Raw genomic sequence first — 19,161 nt, forward strand, 5'->3', positions numbered from 1 at the left:
GACCTCACAATGTTGATGGGTCGAGTTGGATGAGGTTTTGCGCGGCGAGCAGGAACTCCGCACCCGCGCGGAACGTGGAGAACCAGTCGTGGACGAGCCCAGGCCGGTCGATCATGCATATGCCGGCGACGTCCATGAAGCCGTATTCCATGCCGTGTCGCGCGACGTCGTCGATCTCGCGCCCGAAGACGTCGACAGGCACCAGCGTCAGCGGAGGCAATGTCGAGCATTCGTCGAAATGCGGCACATATTCGTGGATGAGCTCGAAATCGAAGCGCCAGGCATTACGATCCTCGGGCAAGCGCCGGAGCCGCGAGTGACTGCTGCGAAGCGCCCGAAGGGCTCGTCTGAGGCCCGCGGGTAACCTCCTGTTTGACGCCGAAGTTTCCGAGATCATCCACTCGGGTCGCCGCGCGTTCATCTCTGCTGGAAGCGAAAGACCATCGAGATCAGCCGGATCGGCGCCATGATAGTCGATCATGCACTGGCGGGCGGCTTCGTCGTCGGTTTCCCCGTCCCAATAGTAGAGCGAGATTTCGTCGAAGAGGTCCTGGTAGCCGAAGATCGGCAAGACGGTGCTAAGCGTCTTCTCGAGTGCCGAGTAAGCGGCGGCCCGCCAGGCGACTGGCGCATCGCTTTCCTCGATCCAGCCGAGATCCAGCTGTCCCATGCTGTCGCAGACGACCGCGATCGCTGGAGATCCCGCTTCGTCTCCAGCGAGGACGGCGACTCTGAAGTTGGCGAGCGTCAAAGGGCGCAGGACGCTCAGCACTGCCGCGTCGAAGTCACGCTCGATCCGCCTCCGCGCCTCCCAACTGGTATATCGCATAGCCGGGCGATCGGATGCGGCGACCCATCTTCCGATGATTTTGTGATGGGCTGCGAGCGGGTGGTCAAAACCCAGCGGAACGTCCGGCGATATCGCGACGGCTCGGCCGGCAATGTCAACCGAGCGGGGGTAATCGCAGACCAGCCGGGGGGCGAAGCGCGTAAACTTCGCCTTCGGGACAGCTCGGGCTGAAGATGATCCGCGCGTGGAGGGCCGAGGATTGCGAGGAGCAGGAAGGCTGGGAAGGGCTGGTTGAGTTGCCATCGTCAAGCTCGATCCATTCGAGGAGCGTCTTTCGCGGTGCTGCCGCTATGGTCGCGCGATCGGCTCGCGCCGCGCTCATCCCTTGGTGCCAACTGCGCGGCGATACTCGGAGACGTGGACGCCGCCAGTGACCCCGGCATCGACGAGGTCCGCGTTGTTGATCGCGGGATAGAGCGTCGCATGGTACGATCGCAGACCCTGGGGATCACTGGCGAAATGTGGCGGCACCGGAAGATCGATGCCGTCATATCGATATGCGCGCTCAAGATGATTGATCTGCATTGGGAACTTCCTCGTTGCTGATTGAAACGGATCGTTAGCAAAGGCCTCACCAGAGGCTCGCCGGCTCGCCCGGCTTGGCGTCTGTCGGCACTGCTGCAGGCGCGGGCGCCTTGGTCGTCGCGACCGATGATGCAGGTTTGGGAGCGGTCGACGCCGCCTTGGCCTTCGCCGCTTTGGCCGAGGCGGTCCGGGCGGCCTCGGCCGCCTGGCGCTGGTCGGCGATCTGATCGGCAAGCGATTTACGCGCCGTAATCAGTTGGCCGAGCGCGCCGTCAGCCCCCTTTGCGAGCTCGGCATCGATCTCGGCGGCGCTGGCCGTGATCGCGATAGGGCGGGTTTCACCTTGCTCGAGCTTGTGGCTCTCGCCCTCGAGACCGCGCGGAATGATCGTGAGCGTGACGGTGTCGTCGGGGCCTGCGATGAGGTTGAAGGCGAGCGAGTAGCGGCCAAGCAGCGGCAGTAAATTTGCGATCAGCATCGTGTCGATCCTTTCGTGAGGTTGGCGGGCGGTCAGGCCGCGAGCTCGGCCGTCTGGCCTTCATGTTCGTGGTGGAGGTCGACACAGGGCGGCTCGTATTTTCCGTCGAGCGTCATCGCGCTCGGCAGGCGACCCGCCCAATCGAAACCGCTGGCGTTCAGCATCCCCGAAACGAGGTCGGACTTTTTGGACCCAAGGAGCTTTGCAAACTTGCGTTCGCCCATATGGGCTATGAGGCCGCACTCCTGGGCGATGAACTTGAGCTCGTCCTTGGTGTACCGCTCGAGGAATTGGCGATCGACGTGCCAGACCTCTCGGAGATCGATTTCGAACGCCCTCGAAAGCTCGGCAACGTGAGCGAACAACTGCACGTCGCGCGCATATGCTGCGCCGATCGCGGACAGCACTGTCGCGGCGCGGTCGCTCGAAAGATCCCGGACCTCGTCGATCTTGGCCTTGAAACTGAGTTCCGGGAACGCAGGGTCGACCAGCAGCGCCGCGCGCGAGGGAATCGTGGCCGACTTGATTTCCGAGAGCGTGCCGGTCAGCGCCGCTGTGAGGATCGCGGCCTGGGCATGAGCGGCGTTCGCCGCAAGTCCCCGCGCCAGTGCTGTTCGCCACATTGTCTCTCGAAGGTCTGCAGTCCTGCTAGCGAGCGATGAGACCGTAACCCCGGTCCGGCCCGTTCGAGTTGGCGCACCCGGCGCCGCGCGAGGCGACGATCGAGCAGGAAGGAGGGATGAAGCACGATCGCCGTCCGATCGCTCGCCGGAATCGCCCGGGACGACGGCTTCTTCCTCGGAGCGATCGCCGTCGTCGTCGGCCTCGCCGGCCGCACCCTGGTCTGCGGCCTGGGCAGCCGCTCGCTGCTGTTCCGCTGCAGCGGCCCGCTCGACCGCGTCGGTCTTGAGCTGGAAACATTCGGGATTGGTGCAATGGCCGTCATCGACATGGGTTTCGAACAATGCCCGCTGCGCTGCCGAGTTGAACGGGCACGCCATGCACTCGCTCTTGTCGAAGCAGGCGTTGGCGAGGTCCTGCGTGATCCGCATCAGCAGCTCGCGGGTCTTGCCGATATCGAGGCCGGCCTTGAGGATCGTCTCAAGCGCCTTCTCCTGCTTGTCGGCCGGGACCGCGGCGAGGAGCTCGGCATGGCCGACCTTGATCCGGCGTTCGTCGAGCGCGACCTTGACCGGCTCCGACAGCCCCGCGAGGGCCAGGCGGCGATCGAGCTTCGCGCGCGACCACCCAAGGCGGCGGCAGGCCTCGGCGCGATCATCATTGCATGCGGCGAGAACGCGAACCGCGGCGTCGGCCTGCTCGGTTTCCGACGCGTCGTCGCGGATGTCATTCTCGTCGATTGCTGCCTCTAGGGCTTCCTGGTCGGTCATCCGCCGCACGATCACGGGGACTTCCCCGTCGGCGCCAAAGGCTTCGAGAGCCGCCCGGTAGCGGCGACCGCCGGCAACGATCGTGTATTCGTCGTCGGGGGGCTCGCTCGGCCGAACGAGCATGGGCTGGAGCATGCCTCGCAACCGGAGGGATTCGACCAACTCGGCGTGCTTCTTTTCGTCGAAATAGCGGCGCGGGTTGTAACCCGGCACGATCCTGGCGAGCGGGACGATGCTGGCGGTCCCTGTGGGCTGCGGTTCGGTCAAGGCGCGTCTCCTTCTGGTGAGCTCATTGCTCACCCCTTCCCCTCCCCCTCCCCTTTCGGTGCCCGACGGTTCCGGTCGCCGATCGGCCGAACAAGGCGCTGAGTGCCGACGCCACGCGATCCGTCGGAAGCATTTGACCGTTGATATTGTTCCCGTTATGTTCCTACCCGCAGGAGAATGACCATGACGACGCCGACACTCAGAGACCGCTTCGACCTAGACATCACGCTGCGCGATGCAGCGCTTGATCCCGAGAACCGGCCGACTAGGCGCATGATCGCCAACGCGGCGATCGGCACGGGCGTGGATGACGCCTATTATTCGGTCCGCGAGCTACGCGAGGCAGTCAGCTGGGTTCACGAGGGCGTGCCCGCGGGAAAACTGAAGCTGTCCGAGATCCTGGCTAATGACGGGTCGGACGACCTTCAGCGATGCATTTATTTCTCGCTCGCCGGGCGCGGCATCGTGGCGATGCTCGACGATCTCGAATGGCTCGAGGATCTCCTCGAGCGTCGCGGGAGGGTAGCGGGCGAGCAGAAGCGTCTGAAGGCAAGCCTGATGCCTCTCATCAACCCTTATGTGGCCGCCGTACCGGATGGACCCATGGTAAAGTTGGACCGCGACTTCGAGCAGGGACCTTCGTGGTGGTCGGATCCAGCGCTTTCGGCCTGATCACCGTCGCTCGCAGCTCAGACGGTCGCCCTGGCGCCAGCGAGATGGTTCGATCCAGTTCCCGGCGAAGGCCCCTGCCTTCCTGGCTTTGGCATCCGCGAACGCAGCGCCATATTTGCGGGCGCGTACCGGATCGTCACGAAGGTAGCGGGCCTCGGGAACCGCAAGGCCGGCGCGGATCATATGTTCGCCGAGATCCTTCCCGTCGACGGTCACGGTCGCGACCGGTCGGCCATATGAGATCGATGGCGTAAGCCGGATCGTCGCCGTTTTCGACCGCAGCGCGTTGGCCGCAAAATCCTGCGCAACCTTTCCGCACTCCCAGCATCCCGACGAGCGCTGGCAAAGCTGCCGACGCTCGAACGCGTCCACGCCGAGGAGCCGGAAGTCGACGGCGACCGTATCGCCGTCGAGCGCGCGTGCGGTCGCATCGAAACTTTGAGGCACGGCGGGCGCCTCACCGAGCGCCGCGGCGGCAAGCACGAGGATCACCCGGCGCATCAAGACACCATTTCCAGCTCGACCTCGTCGCCGACTGATGGTGTCAAGCAAACACGGAACGGTTGGAGCGGATTTCCGGTTCTCACGACCGCGATGCGACCGGGTTGCAGATCGAAAAGTCGCGAGGCAACGCGGCTGGCGTTCTCGCGGCTGCAAAGCTGACGCCGTTTGGGCGACAGACCCGGAATTTGAGCAAGCATGATTGGATCCTCCGGATAGGAAGCTTTGAAGATGGTCGGGGTCGTCAGGCGAAGATCGTCTTGTGGACTTTGGTTGTGGGGATAACGTGCCACCGGCGGTCCATAAAGCGGCTGACCCGATATCGTCCGCCCGTTTGGGGGTCTTTGAGGATCGCGCGCCTCCCGCGTTTCTCAACAACGAAATCTTGGCCCACATGGCCGTCGCTGAATGCGAGCGGCGCTTCGAACCTGATCCTGTCGCCGTCCTCGATCGCGCGCGACCGGAGCGCCAGATTGGCGGCGCACCTCCGGCGCCAGTCGAGGGCGTATTCGTTCTCGGTGGGCGACAGAAGCTCGAGGATATGCCGCGGGCAATTATCCTCACAGGGCCCCATGTTTTCGGTCATGTCTTTGTAGCCGAACTGCTCGCCCGACTTGCTGCGGGGATTCCATAGCACCTTGCAGACGACCGCAAAAACCTCGCCGGCGACGCCATTCGAGATCACCTGCACGGCGGCATAGTAAGTGCGATTTTGCGGGCAGGATGACGCCAGAACCTTGAGGCCCGACATCTGCCCGTCGGCTTCGCGCAAATATATGAACTGGTCGTCGAGATAGGCCTTTGCAGTCGTGTGGCCGCCCATCGACGAGAAGGGCATGGTGAGCCATCCCATTGGAGCCTCCGTTGGTGATTTGCGAAACTATGCGGTGGTGATGTCAGGCCGCTTCGACCATCCGCTCATCGGCTTCGGCTGATGCGGAGGCCCCGTCGACACCCGGATTGGTCGAGGGGAAACCGGCGAGGTAATTGAAGGCTTGTTCGGCCTTCGATGCGGCGTGGATGATGGCGGTTTTGTTCGCCCGAAGAATCCCGAGCCAATGTGCGACGTAGCTCGCGTGGTTGTTGTGAAGCTCGTTGGGAAGACCCAGATGCGCGCAGACCAGCCCGCTTCCGATTTCGGCGACGAGCTCCTCGAAGCTGTAGGCCTTGTCCCCGAACCGTTTGCCGAACGTACGACCGAGCCGGCCCGTGCCGCCCGACCAATGGACCGTTTCGTGCGCCCTGACCGATGCATAATGGTCCATCGATTTGAACGAGCGGCGATGCGGCATCTGGATATAGTCGAACGTCGGGTGAAAATAGGCTCGATCGCCGCCATGGCGGACCTCGGCGGGGACAGCATCGAAGAAGGCATCGATCGCCGCCTGCCGGACGGAGGGAGCGATCGGCGGGACCGGATCATCCGACGGATAGAAATACGGCGGTAAGCCGTCGATCTGATCGCCATTGAAGACGATGTAGTGCCGAAGAAAGCGGATGCTTCGTTCGCTCTCGGCGCCGGTGACCGGATCGGCCTCGGTTTTCTTGAAGTTCGAGTAATAGACAGAGAGCGAGCCTCGCTCGCCGCGCCGGACGTGACCGCCAAGGGCCTCGGCCTGACGATATGTCATCCAGTAGCGCGAGCGATATCCACAGGCGTCGGCGATCGCCCAAAGATAGACTGTGTTGATGCCCGTGTACGGTGTTCCGCAGTGCCGAAGCGGGCGCCCCCCGGTTCCGGTAACGCACCAGGGCCGGGACCGAGGGCGACGCCTTCTTCTAGCTTGCGAATGATGAGGTCGGTGATCTCGGCCGCGGCATCGCGGCCCGAGCGGGTTTTTGCGGACATGGGTAGCTCCCGCTGGGAAATTCGAAACCGCCGGGCTCGGCGCCCGCGGCGATGCGAAACGGTTGGGGTGGTACGCGAACCCGGACGGGGAACGCGACCACCCCATCCCGGCGTCTCAGGCTGCGCTGAGCGCCGGCGTGTCGTGAGTGTCTGATATCTCGGCCTCGGCTCCCGCTAGGGGGAAGCCTCCTCAGGCACATCGCCCTCGGACTCGCGTTCCTCGTGACAATCGGCTCGGCTCGACGTCCGGTCGGGCGCGCCGTCGGCGAAGCGCATCGCATCGGGCAACCAGGCGAGAGCGGCCGCCTTTACCTCAGGTTCCACGATTGCCGCGCCGGCGAAGAGCTTCTCGCAGCTTTCCGAGATCTCGGTCTTCTTGAGTGTGGCATGGCGAGCAGTAAGCGCATGACCTCCGACGTCATGCAAAAGGCTGAGAATGCTTCCTTTGTTGATGCGATCGAAGAAGTTCTCGGAGGTCGGCCTCCACCAGCTCGCGACATCGATGTCGAGGATCGATGCGAGCCGCTTGTGAAGCGGCGCCGCCGCGTTCAAGCTCCCCGCCTTCGCTTCGATCGACATCGCGACGATATAGGCGAGCCAGTTCGCCTTGTTGTCATCGTCGAGCGCACGGAACGCTTCGAACCGATCAATCTCGTCGTCGTGCTCCGTCCACGCGACATCGAGTCCGTCATGCGCTTCGGCGAGATACTCGCGGGCGCGCGAGCTCGGTAGCTCGTTCATTACCGCATCATATGGCGCCCCTGCACGGATCGTCGTTCCATATCTCGTCGACTCGGCCGACGGGCTCGTGCGGCCGTCGATCATCACGAACAATGCGTAGTCGAGTGCCAGCGCCGGCTGCGCCAAGAGGCACGATGCGAGAATGTCGCGCCGCTGGATGGCCAATTCATCATAGAGCCGGGCACTCAGCCGCTTGCCGCCGGGGGCGGCCGCTTCAGGCCGTGGTGTCGGCGCCCGCGAGCCTCCGCCGGAGACGACGGACTCATCGTCTCCGCCGCCCGCGTCACCATCGGATTCCGCGTGGTCGTCATCGGAATCTCCCTCCTTCCCGATGACAATCTCGCGCTCGCTGTAATATTGCGAGTCGAGGCGCATTTCGCCCTCCGGGGTCAGAAGGAGGAATGCTCCGACCTGGGGCTTGAGATCATCCGGCAGGACTTGCGGGCGGTTTTCAATCGCTTCGACTTCGGCGACCAGTCGATCGTCTTCCCGCTGGATTTCACCGATCTCATCATCGGAAAGCTCGCCATCCTGCATCGCCGCCTCGAGCACGCTCCGACGCTCCTCGATTTCGGCGAGACGGGCGAACTGGTCCGCGGTCAGCTCGGATGGCTGAAGGATCGCACGATAAAGACCGTGGGCCGCGTTGAGTGCATAGTTGCTGGCGATCGGACGAATCCATGCAAGTCCCGTCACCTCACCAATACGCCTGGCTTCCGCTTCCATGATTTCCGCCGCAAGCCGGTGCGCGATCTCGGGGTCGACCCAGCGATCGTTTCCGTCGGTGAAGAGGTCGCCATCGATCTTTCCGCCGGCAGCGCGATAGCGGGGTTCGCCGACCAGAAGCGCGATCGGGTCGCTCGCCTTGACCGACTCGTTTGCGATAACCCGCCGGATCGTATCGGCCGTCACCTGGCCGTGGCGATAGCTGTCCCAGACGTGGAGCTGCTTCTCCTGGTTCTCGGTCGACGCGTAGGCCTTGGCGATGTCGAGGGTGATCTCCGCCTTGCTCAGCGCCGCGAAGATCGGCTCGGCAAGGGCAGCGAGGCGCAAGCGACCTTCGACGAAGCGGCGCGTCACGCCGAAGCGCTTGGCGACCGCATCGACATCGCCCGCCGCCCCGATGAAATGCTGGAACGCCCGGCATTCCTCCGCCGGCGTCATCTTGAGCTGGTGGAAGTTGGTCGCGGTCGAGGTCTCGGAAAGCTCGGCGTCGTCACCCGTCAGCACCATCACCGGAACGTCAAAGTCTGCGTCTGAAATCGTGCCGCGCTCGGCGAGAAGGCGGAGTGCGCGCCAGCGCCGACCGCCGTCGAACACTTCGAAGCATCCCTTCGGCTTTTTGGCGGGTGTCACCAGCAGGTTCTGCAAGACCCCCTTGGCCTCTATGTTCGCCGCCATGGGTTCGATCTGGAGCTGATCGTCGGGGGCAGTGCGGACATTGATGGGCGAGAGCTTGAGCTTGTTAAGTTTGACGGTCTGGATCACTGGGGGAACTCCTCCTGATGTCCGGCGAAATCCGGACACAATCCCAGCTCCCCCTCCCCTCTTCTCCGTTCGCTCCCTGAAGTTGGTCCGGTAGAAGCGCGCTCAGGCCGCGCCTGCCACGATCCGCTCAAGTACGTCGGCGGCGTCCGAGACAGGCAAAAAGACGCGCGTGCGATACTGAATGACCTCGGTGAAGCAGCCGATCGACTTCAACCAGGCGAGCTGCTGCGAAGGAGCGCCGACCAGTTCGATGCGTTTCGACCCGTTCACCAGGGATCGTTTGATCGTCATCGGGAATGGCCGCGCAAGATCGACGCTCCGGCCCGACAATACGGATTTCACGATGTCGGCCGCGGGCAAGTTTTCGGCGCGATCGATGCCGAGCTTCGTGAAGAGCTGAACCACGTGCTCGTCGAACACGAGGCGGCCGAGCCAGCTGTTGCCGGCCCTGTCGGCGATCCGGTTGACCACAAGATGATCGCTCGGGAGCGCGGACCAGATCGGCAGAAGCAGGCCGGTCGCGAGCCGTATGGTCTCCGTGTCGACCGTGTTGGCGGCCCTCTCCGCTTCCTCGGTCCATTTTGCCGAAAAGCCTTCCCGATCGATGGCGATCCAGGCGCTTTCGAACAGGTCCTGCTCTCGCATATATTCCCGGCGGGTCGGACGGATGAGCTCGAACCGCGGAATCGGTGTCCCTTCCTTTTCCTCCATAAGCGAGCGCGCACGGGTCTGGAGCGCGACCATTCCCGATTTCCCGTTCACGAGAAATTCGGTCGTCGCATCGGCGTCGGCTATCTGGAGTACGCGCGCGAGTGAACGGGCACCCGCCGGCGTGAGATCTCGATCGTCAGAAGGTGCGAGGTAGCGCCGCTGACCGGATCGGTCCGCAGAAGCATGTCGTCGACCAGCGTGGCATTGTCCACGAGGATCGTCTCGACGCCCACATCGAGCCGCCCTGCATCGCGGGCAGCCGAGACACGTGTCTCGACCAGCGCGAGGAACTCGTCGAAAATCTTGTTCTGGAGGGCGATGGGTAGCGCCAGGATCCGATTGAGCCACCGCTGGATCGGCGGCAGTTCATCCTTCATGACGCCGTCCTTGTCGCAAAGCTCCAGGCCGGTACGCCGTTCGAACTCGGCGTGCGAGGTACTGCTGAGCTTGCCCGCCACGAGAAGGTGGAACCAGCTGACGAGAGCCGCGCAGGCATATTCGCTCTCAAGATTGTCCCCAGGATCGAACAGATTCTGACCGCCCGTCTGCCGCTGGCCGCGGGTGAGTGCACCAAGGCTATCGAGACGGCGGGCGATGGTGCTTGTAAACCGCAGCTCCCCCTTGCAGTCCGTCGTGACCGGCCGAAACAGCGGCGTGCTCGCCTGGTGTGTCCTATGCGTTCGGCCGAGGCCCTGGATGGCGCGATCCGCCCGCCACCCGGGCTCCAGTAGAAGATGCGCGCGCTGGTCCTGGTTCGCGACGTCGAGCGAAGCATGGTAGGACCTGCCCGTACCGCCGGCATCTGAAAAGACGAGGATGCGCTTGAGGCCCTGCATGAACGCGGACGCTTCGGCCTGACTCGTTCGAGGCGACCGCGTCTCGAGCTTCTGTCCGCCATCGCCGGTCGTAACGAGCCGCTTTGTTCGACCGGTCACTTCGGCGACGTTGGCATGACCGAAGTGTTCGAGAAGGCCATCGAGCGCGGATGCAATCGGTGGCAGCGCGCAGAGTTGTTCGATGAGTGCTTCTCTGGCCGCCTCGGCCTCGGGATTATACACCGGGTTGCCGGCGTCATCCTCCATCGGGACCGAGCGCTGGGTGCCAGTGTCATCCGTGAAGACGAGCATTTGCCGCGTCGGGAATGCGCGCTCCAGATAGTCGACGACATATTCGCGCGGAGAGAGATCGATCTCGAGGTTGGCCCGGTCATCCGGGCTGAGCGCATCCAGGCGCCGGTCGAGGATTGATTCTCCCGTCGTGACGAGCTGCAGCACGACCGATTGACCGTTTTCGAGGTGCTCGCGCACCGCCGCGATAACGGTCGGCAGCTTCATCGAGAGTAGCACCTGTCCGAAGAAACGCTGTTTGGTCGACTCGAACCGCGACCGGGCCGAGGCCTTAGCGCCGCTGTTGAGTGTCGCGTTCTCAAGGCCGTCAACGACGCCCGTCAGCTCGAGCGCCCTCTCCATATTTTGGTGGATGATCGACCAGGCGTCCGCATAGGTGTCATAGATCTCGATCTGCGCAGGGGTCAGTTCGTGCCGCAGGATCTCGTATTCGACGCCTGCGAAGCTGAGCGCGCGGGCCATGTAGAGGCCGGTAGCTTTGAGATCGCGAGCAACCAGTTCCATCGCCGCGATCCCGCCTTGCCGAATGCTGCTGATGAACTGCTCTCGATCGGCGAAGGCGGTCCCTGGACCCCAGAGGCCGAGCCGGACGGCGTAGGCGAGGTTGTTGACCTCGGACGCGCCAGTTGCCGAAGCATAGAGCACGCGCGCGCCGGGCAACTTGTTCTGGAGAAGAACGCCGCAAATACCCTGCTGCGACCCCTCCTTGGCCCCGAGAGCGCCCTCCCCGCCGGCAACGCCGCCCATCTCATGGGCCTCGTCGAAGGCGATGACCCCTTCGAAGTCGGCACCCGCCCAGTCAATTATCTGTTTCAACCGGCTATGCTCGCCTCGCATCGACCGCAGCGTCGGGTAGGTGACGAGAAGAATGCCCTGGTCGAGCCTGATGGGCTCGTCGATCTTCCAGTTCGATATGGGCTGGATGTCGCCGCTTATGCCGCCAAGAGCGGTCCAGTCGCGGCGGGCGTCTTCCAGGAGGGGCGCATTCTTGGTGACCCATATGTTGCGGCGCCGACCCTGAAGCCAGTTGTCGAGAATGCAGGCCGCGATCTGCCTCCCCTTCCCTGCCCCGGTGCCGTCGCCGAGAAAGAAGCCCTTTCGGTAGGAATGTCCGTCTTCGGCGAGCGTGAGCCCCACACCCTCCTTGTCCGACTTGAATCGACCGGGAATCGTCTGGGACCAGGCGTGGCCGGCATATACGACGGTTTCGAGCTGCGACGATGATAGGAGCCGCTCAGCGACCGTTCGCTCGGGTAGCAATGGAACATAGTCTGGTATCGGCGCCGGGATCGATCCCATTGCCACGGACTCAACCAGCGGCGTCGGGTGCTCGCCGGCTTTGGCGAATTGGATCCGGCTGGGCCGGTAGGGAAGATAGACCCCGGTCTGTTCGAGAAGCGGGGCCGGTGTCTCGAGGCCGGCATATTCGACGGGCAGCACATTGTTCCGCACTGGCGCGTGATAGGCACGCGGCTCGGGTCTGATGCTTCTGACCGCGCGGAAGAGTGAAACTCCGCCCTGGCGTTTCACGCCACTTTCCCGGGGATCGGTGCGAACTGTCGACCTCTCGGAGACGGCGAGGACGGACAGCAATTCGCCGACGGACGCACGTTGGATGATCGACGGCGGCGCCCCTCCCGGCACCTTGTCGATGACAAAAATGCGGACGGCGATCGAAGTGCCGTGCTTCAGGTAGCATCGTTCGAGCCGGATCGCGGTTCGCACGCTAACGTCGCGAAGGACGGTTTCATACTGATCGCGCATCCGCGCGCTCGGTCCGAACCAGTCTGGCATAATAGCGACCAGGCGGCCGCCGGGCTGAAGGCGCCGTAGTGCCGCCTGGAGGTGACGAACGGCAGCATAGTCATCCGCGCCGCGCCCGAGCGACCGTGAGAACGGCGGGTTCATGAGGATCAGTGTCGGACGATCGACGGATGCGAGGCTCGAGTTGATCGTGGCCGCGTCGTGCCCGCTGACAGCCGCGTCCGGGAAGACGCCGTCGAGACGATCCCTTCGACTTGCGTCGAGCTCGTTCAGTTGAAGGGACTTGTGCGCGTCGATCTGCGCAACAAGCAGGCCATTTCCAGCGCTCGGCTCGAGGACCACGTCATCGGGCTGGACGTTGGCGAGCAGGATGGCCACCGCGGCGATATCGACCGGAGTCGAGAATTGCTGCCATTGGAGTTGCTCTTCGCTGCGGACCGTCTGCGTCGGCAGGCGATTGGAGAGTTCGATGAGCTCGAGAACATCGGCAAACGACGATAGCGGTTTCGCATTCGACCGAAGGTGAAGTGCGATAGCGTGCTCGAGAACCTCGAAGCTCGTTCGTTGGGTCCACAGCCCGTCGGCATCATTTCCTCCGTATGCGGTGACCATAGCCTCATTGAGGACCCGCCGCGTGAGCGGCGTATTATCTTGCAGGAATGGGAGGATGAGGTGTGCGGCGTGCCGGTCCGCCTGCCCCGCGGCATGGTAAAGGTCTGACATGTTCGGATCTCCTGCGTCGCTGCACGCTCGGCAGCGTCACGCACTCGATCCCCCTCCCCTTTTCCACGTGGGCGCACTTAGGCGTTGCGCAGAGAAAGGTCGTCGAGGGTTTCCGCCCAGTCCTTGTATTTGCGCGCCGGCGGTGCTCGGCGGATGGTCAACCCGGGCCGGGCATAGCGTGCTTCGGCCGCGGCAGCCGCCCGTCGTCCCTCGGCGTCGTTATCCTCGGCGATCAGCAGGGTTTCGACTGTTTGCGGGATCGCGAGCTGATCAAGGCGCCGGGCTCCGAGTGAGGCCCAACATGGAACGTCGTGTATGCGCGTGAACGCTTCAGCCGTTTCGAACCCTTCGGCAATCGCGAGGGTTGAGGCCAAGCCTCTCCCGCGCCACGCGCCTGATCGCGGCGTGCCCAGCATGATCTTTCTGACATGATTGGCGGTGACCGCGTCGAGGAAGATTCGTTGTATGGCAACAAGCGTCCGAGCCTCGCGCACTGCGATTATCAACGCAGGCTGATAGATAGTCCTTGGCCGTGGAAGGTATGGGCAGCGCGGGTGAAATCGCACATCCGGCGGTGTGGGCAACATGCTTCGGCGCATCAGATAACGCTCGCCCAATGTACCGGGGATCTCGATCGCCTGATCCCAGATGTGCTCACCGGTTCTCGGTTTTGATGGGCCAGTGGGGCACGGCTCCGGAAATCCACCTCGACGGTGAACGCGGCGAAGTTCTCGCAGGACATCCAGGCGATCACATCCAGCGAAGCATGTCACGAGAATCCCATGGTCGCCTTGTCGAAGCGAGAGGCTCGGCTCACTGTCATTGTGGGCTGGGCAGCGGACCATCGCGACATAGCCGGACCAGGATCCGCCCAGCGTCCCGACCAGGTCGATGAGTTCTTGTGAAGGTCGTCTAGCGGTAAGGGGCATTGTCACCTCCTCCTCGCTACTTCGCTCCCCCTCCCCCTCCCTCCCGAATTTGGCGTTGTGGTCGGCAGGCGTGTCAGGGAGAACGGCTGCCGATTCTCCCGAATCAATATCTATAAAAACGCCGCTGCTCGCAGCGGAAGGATTTCTGATTCAAAAGATTCAGATTCGGGTAGCAGAAACGTTAGGTGTATCAGTTAGTTACGCTGGCTATCCTGACCGGATGGGGGTGTTTGGCTGACCGGATGGGGGTTTGAACCTGACCTGTTGGGGGAGCTTGCCTGTCCTGCTGGGGCCTTCCTGACCTGTTGGGGGAGGTAGGATTACCGGTTCGATTTTGAGGTTTTTGTTCGCCGGTTCTGGAACACTTGATGTTTTGGTGCGCGTTTTTGCGGTTGACGGGACACCGTGTGCGACTCGTTGAATTTGCGCGGTTTGATTGAGGATTCACCGCGATTCCATCCTGACCGTTTGGGGGATCGCTTTTACTGTTCTATCCTGACCTGCCTTGACGAGTGAGGTCAGGTCAGGCAGCAAGCAGGCTCCCGATGACTCGAATCTGATCGCAACATGGCATGGAACCCGGCGCGAGCCAAATAACTGAGGTTGAGGACGAAGCGGCGGACGAGATTTCGCCTGGTCGTGCCATGCGAGTTGCTGCGGCGCTCAAAGCAAAGGGCGGGGACGAGTTCGCGAAACCTGGCAGCATCATTGAGGTCAAGTTCGTCAAAGGGGAATCCCTAAGCCTGACGGCATCGCGATTACTGGCACTGATGATCCTTACCGCTGGGGGAGATGCGTGGGAGGACAAGCCTCATCGGATGCGGAAGGCCGACATCCGGCGCGGTCACAAGGGTAACGAGCGGATAAGCGACATGCTGGAAGAGCTCCATCGGACTCTATTCGCTGTCGACGATAGATCGTGGCGGGGCAAGAAGGCGAAGCTCCGCTTCTCTCTCATTTCGCGATCTCGTGAGGAGACCGAAGAAGATGGCGGGGAGGCGGGCTGGATCGAATGGGAATTCACGCCGGATGCTCGCAAGCTCATTCAGGCGTCCGAGACCTACGCGGTCCTCAATCGCCAGGCGATACTCGGCTTTCGCTCGAGCTATGCTTTGAAGCTTTATGAGCTCGGCGCGCTAAGGCTGCATCGACGGCAGGCTACATGGCGCGGCGACATGCAGGCGCTCCGTGCGGCCTTGGGTATTCCACCGGAGGTCTATCGAGACTTCGCGCAGCTACGCCGCAAGGTGCTGGAAAAGGCGAAGGCGGAGATCGACCAGCTTGCCCACTTTCGCGTGGAATGGCGTGAAATCCGCCAAGGACGAACTGTCGCCGAACTCGAGTTTCGGTTTGAGCCGAAGGGTGCGCCTGAGGTGATCGAAACTGTCGACGAACTCGGCCGGCATTCAGCGGGTCGGGGGGCGAGGCGGGATGGTACAGTTGAAACTGTTGCAGTTGGGCAGGCGGCCATAGCCGCGGTCCAGAAAGCCCTTCCTAAGACGAAAGCCGACGAACGAATGTTTCCGCAAGGTACGCTTCGGTTCGGTGCTGACGATCTCCTTTCGATCGGGAGGCAATATGGCGGTGGTTGGGATGTTGATATGATCGCGGATGGTTACCGCGCGCATATGGGCGAACGTCTGGAGAGGCTCAGCGGCGCCAAGATGATTGCATCTTGGAAGGGCTTTTGTGAGGGTTGGGTCAATCGACGGGGGCGTCCCCGCTAGAGAAATTGCACGCGTGCAATTCGGACCATCCCCCACCGAGTTAGGTTGTAGGCATTCGCGGGCGGAAACCGGCAAAAATCGCACTCCAACTTTCGAAAAATCCGTTTTCATTGACTGAAAAGCGCAAGTCCGTGTACCACACTTCAAATTGTGAAAGGTGGGCATGTGTCTAACGGACTCGAGATTGAGGAAGCCGAACGATTGGTGTCGGTCGCGACGCTTGCGAGCCGCACGTCGTCTGTACTGCAGAAACTGCGGGATTCGGCGCAGAGCGCGCGAGCAGATGATCGCCGGGAGCCAACCTTCGCGATTGGAAAGGCGGCCGAACTCGTGGGACGGACGCCCGCCGCAATCCGGGATGCGGAGAAGGATGGTAGGCTTCCAGAGCCATCGCGAAGCAATAATAACCGGCGCGAGCGGTACACTCTGGCGCAGCTCAACGATATGCGAGGAGTGTTTGGTACGCGTCCTTATCGTGCGCCCGGCGATCCGTGTTGCGTGGTAGCGGTTCAGAATTTTAAGGGTGGCGTCGGTAAATCGACAGTCGCGGTTCACCTAGCACAGTATCTTGCGATCCGCGGATATCGGGTGGCGTTGGTCGACTGCGATAGCCAGGCATCGGCGACAACGTTATTTGGGTATGTTCCCGATCTCGACCTCGATGAGGAGGAAACCCTATACCCTTTCCTCCGTGAGGATGAGCGCACTTCGCTCGATTACGCACTCCGAAAGACCCATTTCGACGGGCTTGAGCTGATCCCGGCCAATTTGCGACTTTTCAATTCCGAGTATGAGCTGGCTGCGCGGATGGCGCGGGGCGGTTTCGATGCGCTGCTGGATCGATTGAGGGTGGGGATCGACAGTATCGCCGATCGGTTCGACGTTATCGTGATGGATCCGCCTCCAGCACTGGGGGCGATTTCGCTGTCGGTGCTTCGTGCTGCCAATGCGCTGGTCGTTCCCGTGCCGCCAACGGTGATGGACTTCTCGTCCACCGCGGCATTCTTATCGATGCTCGACGAGACAATTGAACAGTTGGCCGAACGGGGATTGGCGCCCGAGTTGCAGTTTCTTCGGTTCGTGGGATCCAAGGTCGACGAGAACAAATCGATGCAGAAGGAGCTGCTGAACCTGATGCGCACGCTCTTCGGTCACGCGATGGTTCGCACTCCGTTGAAGGATTCCGCGGAGATCGACAATGCGACTGCCCGCCTCATGACGGTATACGAACTTGACGGTCCGGCAACCAGCTCGGCCGTTCGCAATCGGTGTCTAGGTTATCTCGATGGCGTTAACGCTGAGATCGAGGTTGATATTCGGTCGATGTGGCCGAGCCACCAGGCGGCTTTGCGCAAGGCGGCGTTGGCATGAGCAAGCGAAATTGCACGCGTGCAATTTCGGGGATTATGACAGAATTGCACGCGTGCAATTCGACGAGAGAGAGGCGCGGATGAGCAGGAAAAACAGCGGCTTCGCGGCAGATCTGGCGGCGGGAATCGATTTGTCGGAAGAGGCTCCCCCGGCGCGACGTCCCGGCATCGCGGCCAACGTGCTTACGGGCCGAACGAACCGTCTTGCGGATCTTGCATCAGGGGCAGTCATCAACCGGATGCATGAGCTTGTCGATCCTGCGCGGTGCCGGATGTGGGAATTCCACAATCGCGACTATGCGCTGTTGAACGAGGAGCGGTGTGCCGATCTTATCGAGAGCATGAAGGCGCAGGGACGCCAGGAGATGCCCGCCATCGTTCGCCGGCTGGCCGGAGATCCGGATCATGATTTCGAGGTCATCTGCGGGGCACGGCGGCATTGGACAATTAGCTGGCTGCGCTCCCACAATTATCCTGAGTTCAAGTTTCTCGTCGATATCCGCGAGCTGACTGATGAAGAGGCGTTCCGGCTCGCCGACATCGAGAACCGCGCCCGGAATGATCTGACCGATCTCGAGAGGGCGAGGGACTATCTCCGCGCGCTTGATACCTATTACGACGGGCGTCAGAAGGCGATGGCCGAGCGCCTCAATGTCACCGAGAGCTGGCTTACCCGCTACCTCGACCTAGCGCGGCTGCCAGCGGAGATCACCTGCGCATTTGCTCAGCCGCAGGAGCTGGGTATCCGCAACGCAATCGCGCTCAAGGCACTCCTGAAACCAGCTGACCGCAAAGCGCGGGCGTTTGCTGAAGCGAAGCGATTGGCTGAGCTGCAGACGTCGACCGGGGAGCCGATGCCGGTTCTTGACGTCATCAAGGCACTCTCACTCGCGGTAGACCCCCCCAAGAGGTCAGGATCCCCCAAGAAGTCAGGAAAGGCAGAAACGGTCTCGACCGCCGGGGGCAAGCCAATCCTTCGGATCGAGGCCGCCGATCGCAAGGGAATACGCGTCACTCTGCTCAACAAGGGCGGAGCGACGCGTCAGGACGCCGAAGATGCTATTCGGGCGATCCTCGACGAGCATTGGAAGTGATCGGTGCGTTCGCCGACCTGAGAAGTTTCCTGGCGCCCTGCGGCGTAACGTCTAGCAGCTTCGCGACAGCTGCTGGTTGCAGGCCCGGATAGATCAGCTGTAGGCGGGCAAGGAGAGGAGCCTTGCTGCGTTTAGTGGCGCCGACGTTGCCCAGGCGCGCTACGTCGCGCTCCATTACCGCGAGGTCTCGGAGCCCCGTCGCTGACTTGCGCGCCAACTCCGCCTCCATGAATTCAGCCAGGGCGCGAGGGGAGGGGGGTAAGAACCTTGGAAGCAGCACCAATGCCGGGTGGACGCGCGTCGTGAACCCGGCCCGATGTAGGAGACGCGGAACGGCGGTCGCGAGCAGCCAGTTGCGATCACGGCTACGCGGTGGAAGCTCCCAGGATCGGCCGTCGACACTCACGACATCCGAAGCATCGGAAGCGGCGGCCTCCGTGATTGTCGCCAGCTCGAAAACACGCTGTGCAACGCAAATCAAATTGCCGGAAGGGAAGGGGGCGTCAGCTGCTTCGCGCACGATCCGCCACAAGGGACCGAAGTGAGCAAGGTCTTCGCGTCCGTATATCTCGCCCGCGGCGCGGTCGTCTAAGACGGTCCGCAGCACATTGAGCGTCGCCCGTGTGACGGGATCACTAGCGTCTTCGTCGCGTGCAATCGCCACGTGGAACACCGCGGCCACCGATATCGGATCGTTGAGGCCTTCGGAGGCGCGAGGAGGTGGGCTCCGACCGGTTATCCAGTCGATCAGGTCGCGCACTGCTACGGGGACGCCCGCGAGCCCTGCAAGTGCTGCCGCGCCCTCGATGCGCGAACGAGCGAGAAAAATGTCGGCAGCCGTGCTATTGTGCAAGCGCCCATCGAGCCGGCCGAGCAGTAGAAGCGGCGAGTTCGAGCTGAAGCTTGCGGCACTGTCCATCGTTCGCAGGTGTGCCATCCTTGGAAACCAAAGTC

Annotated in this window: 13 protein-coding genes and 2 pseudogenes; 4 read left to right on the forward strand and 11 right to left on the reverse strand. The window is 62.5% G+C overall.

All coding sequences use genetic code 11. From position 1 onward, the window contains the following. Window positions 1–4 precede the first annotated feature (4 nt). From ACWNC0_RS05720 to ACWNC0_RS05735, 4 genes are all read right to left on the reverse strand, one after another. On the reverse strand, window positions 5–751 hold the full coding sequence (locus tag ACWNC0_RS05720) for a hypothetical protein (RefSeq protein ID WP_449470228.1): 747 nt from the start codon (window positions 749–751) through the stop codon (window positions 5–7). 417 nt (window positions 752–1,168) lie between these two features. After that, on the reverse strand, window positions 1,169–1,375 hold the full coding sequence (locus ACWNC0_RS05725) for a PRTRC system protein C (protein WP_449470229.1): 207 nt from the start codon (window positions 1,373–1,375) through the stop codon (window positions 1,169–1,171). Window positions 1,376–1,421: 46 nt separating this feature from the next. Beyond that, a complete protein-coding gene (locus ACWNC0_RS05730) occupies window positions 1,422–1,853 on the reverse strand; it encodes a PRTRC system protein E (protein WP_449470230.1) in 432 nt (143 codons plus the stop codon). 32 nt (window positions 1,854–1,885) lie between these two features. Beyond that, window positions 1,886–3,511, reverse strand: coding sequence for a PRTRC system ParB family protein (locus ACWNC0_RS05735; RefSeq protein ID WP_449470231.1), 1,626 nt, complete (start codon window positions 3,509–3,511; stop codon window positions 1,886–1,888). A 183-nt stretch (window positions 3,512–3,694) separates the two neighbouring features. On the opposite strand from ACWNC0_RS05735, the gene ACWNC0_RS05740 reads away from it, so the two are divergent. Beyond that, window positions 3,695–4,183, forward strand: a complete 489-nt coding sequence (locus ACWNC0_RS05740) for a hypothetical protein (RefSeq protein WP_449470232.1) — start codon at window positions 3,695–3,697, stop codon at window positions 4,181–4,183. On the opposite strand, the gene ACWNC0_RS05745 is transcribed toward ACWNC0_RS05740, so the two are convergent. The 6 genes and pseudogenes from ACWNC0_RS05745 to ACWNC0_RS05770 form a co-directional block, all read right to left on the reverse strand. Continuing rightward, window positions 4,184–4,684, reverse strand: coding sequence for a thermonuclease family protein (locus ACWNC0_RS05745; RefSeq protein WP_449470234.1), 501 nt, complete (start codon window positions 4,682–4,684; stop codon window positions 4,184–4,186). A gap of 244 nt (window positions 4,685–4,928) precedes the next feature. Continuing rightward, the gene (locus ACWNC0_RS05750; protein WP_449470235.1) at window positions 4,929–5,537 is read right to left on the reverse strand and encodes a DUF6927 domain-containing protein; all 609 of its coding nucleotides are present in this window, start codon (window positions 5,535–5,537) and stop codon (window positions 4,929–4,931) included. Between the two features lie 43 nt (window positions 5,538–5,580). Further along, window positions 5,581–6,533: pseudogene (locus ACWNC0_RS05755) on the reverse strand (ArdC family protein). A gap of 174 nt (window positions 6,534–6,707) precedes the next feature. Further along, complete coding sequence (locus ACWNC0_RS05760) at window positions 6,708–8,762, reverse strand: ParB/RepB/Spo0J family partition protein (RefSeq protein WP_449470236.1); 2,055 nt, start codon at window positions 8,760–8,762, stop codon at window positions 6,708–6,710. Between the two features lie 102 nt (window positions 8,763–8,864). Further along, a pseudogene (locus ACWNC0_RS05765) lies at window positions 8,865–13,087 on the reverse strand (strawberry notch-like NTP hydrolase domain-containing protein). 77 nt (window positions 13,088–13,164) lie between these two features. Next, on the reverse strand, window positions 13,165–14,016 hold the full coding sequence (locus ACWNC0_RS05770; protein ID WP_449470237.1) for a DUF7146 domain-containing protein: 852 nt from the start codon (window positions 14,014–14,016) through the stop codon (window positions 13,165–13,167). Between the two features lie 572 nt (window positions 14,017–14,588). On the opposite strand from ACWNC0_RS05770, the gene ACWNC0_RS05775 reads away from it, so the two are divergent. The 3 genes from ACWNC0_RS05775 (at window position 14,589) to ACWNC0_RS05785 (ending at window position 18,207) form a co-directional block, all read left to right on the forward strand. Further along, complete coding sequence (locus ACWNC0_RS05775) at window positions 14,589–15,743, forward strand: RepB family plasmid replication initiator protein (RefSeq protein WP_449470239.1); 1,155 nt, start codon at window positions 14,589–14,591, stop codon at window positions 15,741–15,743. 165 nt (window positions 15,744–15,908) lie between these two features. Continuing rightward, window positions 15,909–17,114: an AAA family ATPase gene (locus ACWNC0_RS05780; RefSeq protein WP_449470241.1), complete on the forward strand. Its 1,206-nt coding sequence runs from the start codon at window positions 15,909–15,911 to the stop codon at window positions 17,112–17,114. Between the two features lie 79 nt (window positions 17,115–17,193). Further along, on the forward strand, window positions 17,194–18,207 hold the full coding sequence (locus ACWNC0_RS05785; RefSeq protein WP_449470243.1) for a ParB/RepB/Spo0J family partition protein: 1,014 nt from the start codon (window positions 17,194–17,196) through the stop codon (window positions 18,205–18,207). Here the strand turns inward: ACWNC0_RS05785 and ACWNC0_RS05790 are convergent. Further along, window positions 18,173–19,144: a hypothetical protein gene (locus ACWNC0_RS05790; RefSeq protein ID WP_449470245.1), complete on the reverse strand. Its 972-nt coding sequence runs from the start codon at window positions 19,142–19,144 to the stop codon at window positions 18,173–18,175. The two genes, ACWNC0_RS05785 and ACWNC0_RS05790, sit on opposite strands and share 35 nt — an antisense overlap. Window positions 19,145–19,161: the final 17 nt, after the last annotated feature.

The organism is Sphingobium chungangianum (assembly GCF_977014255.1).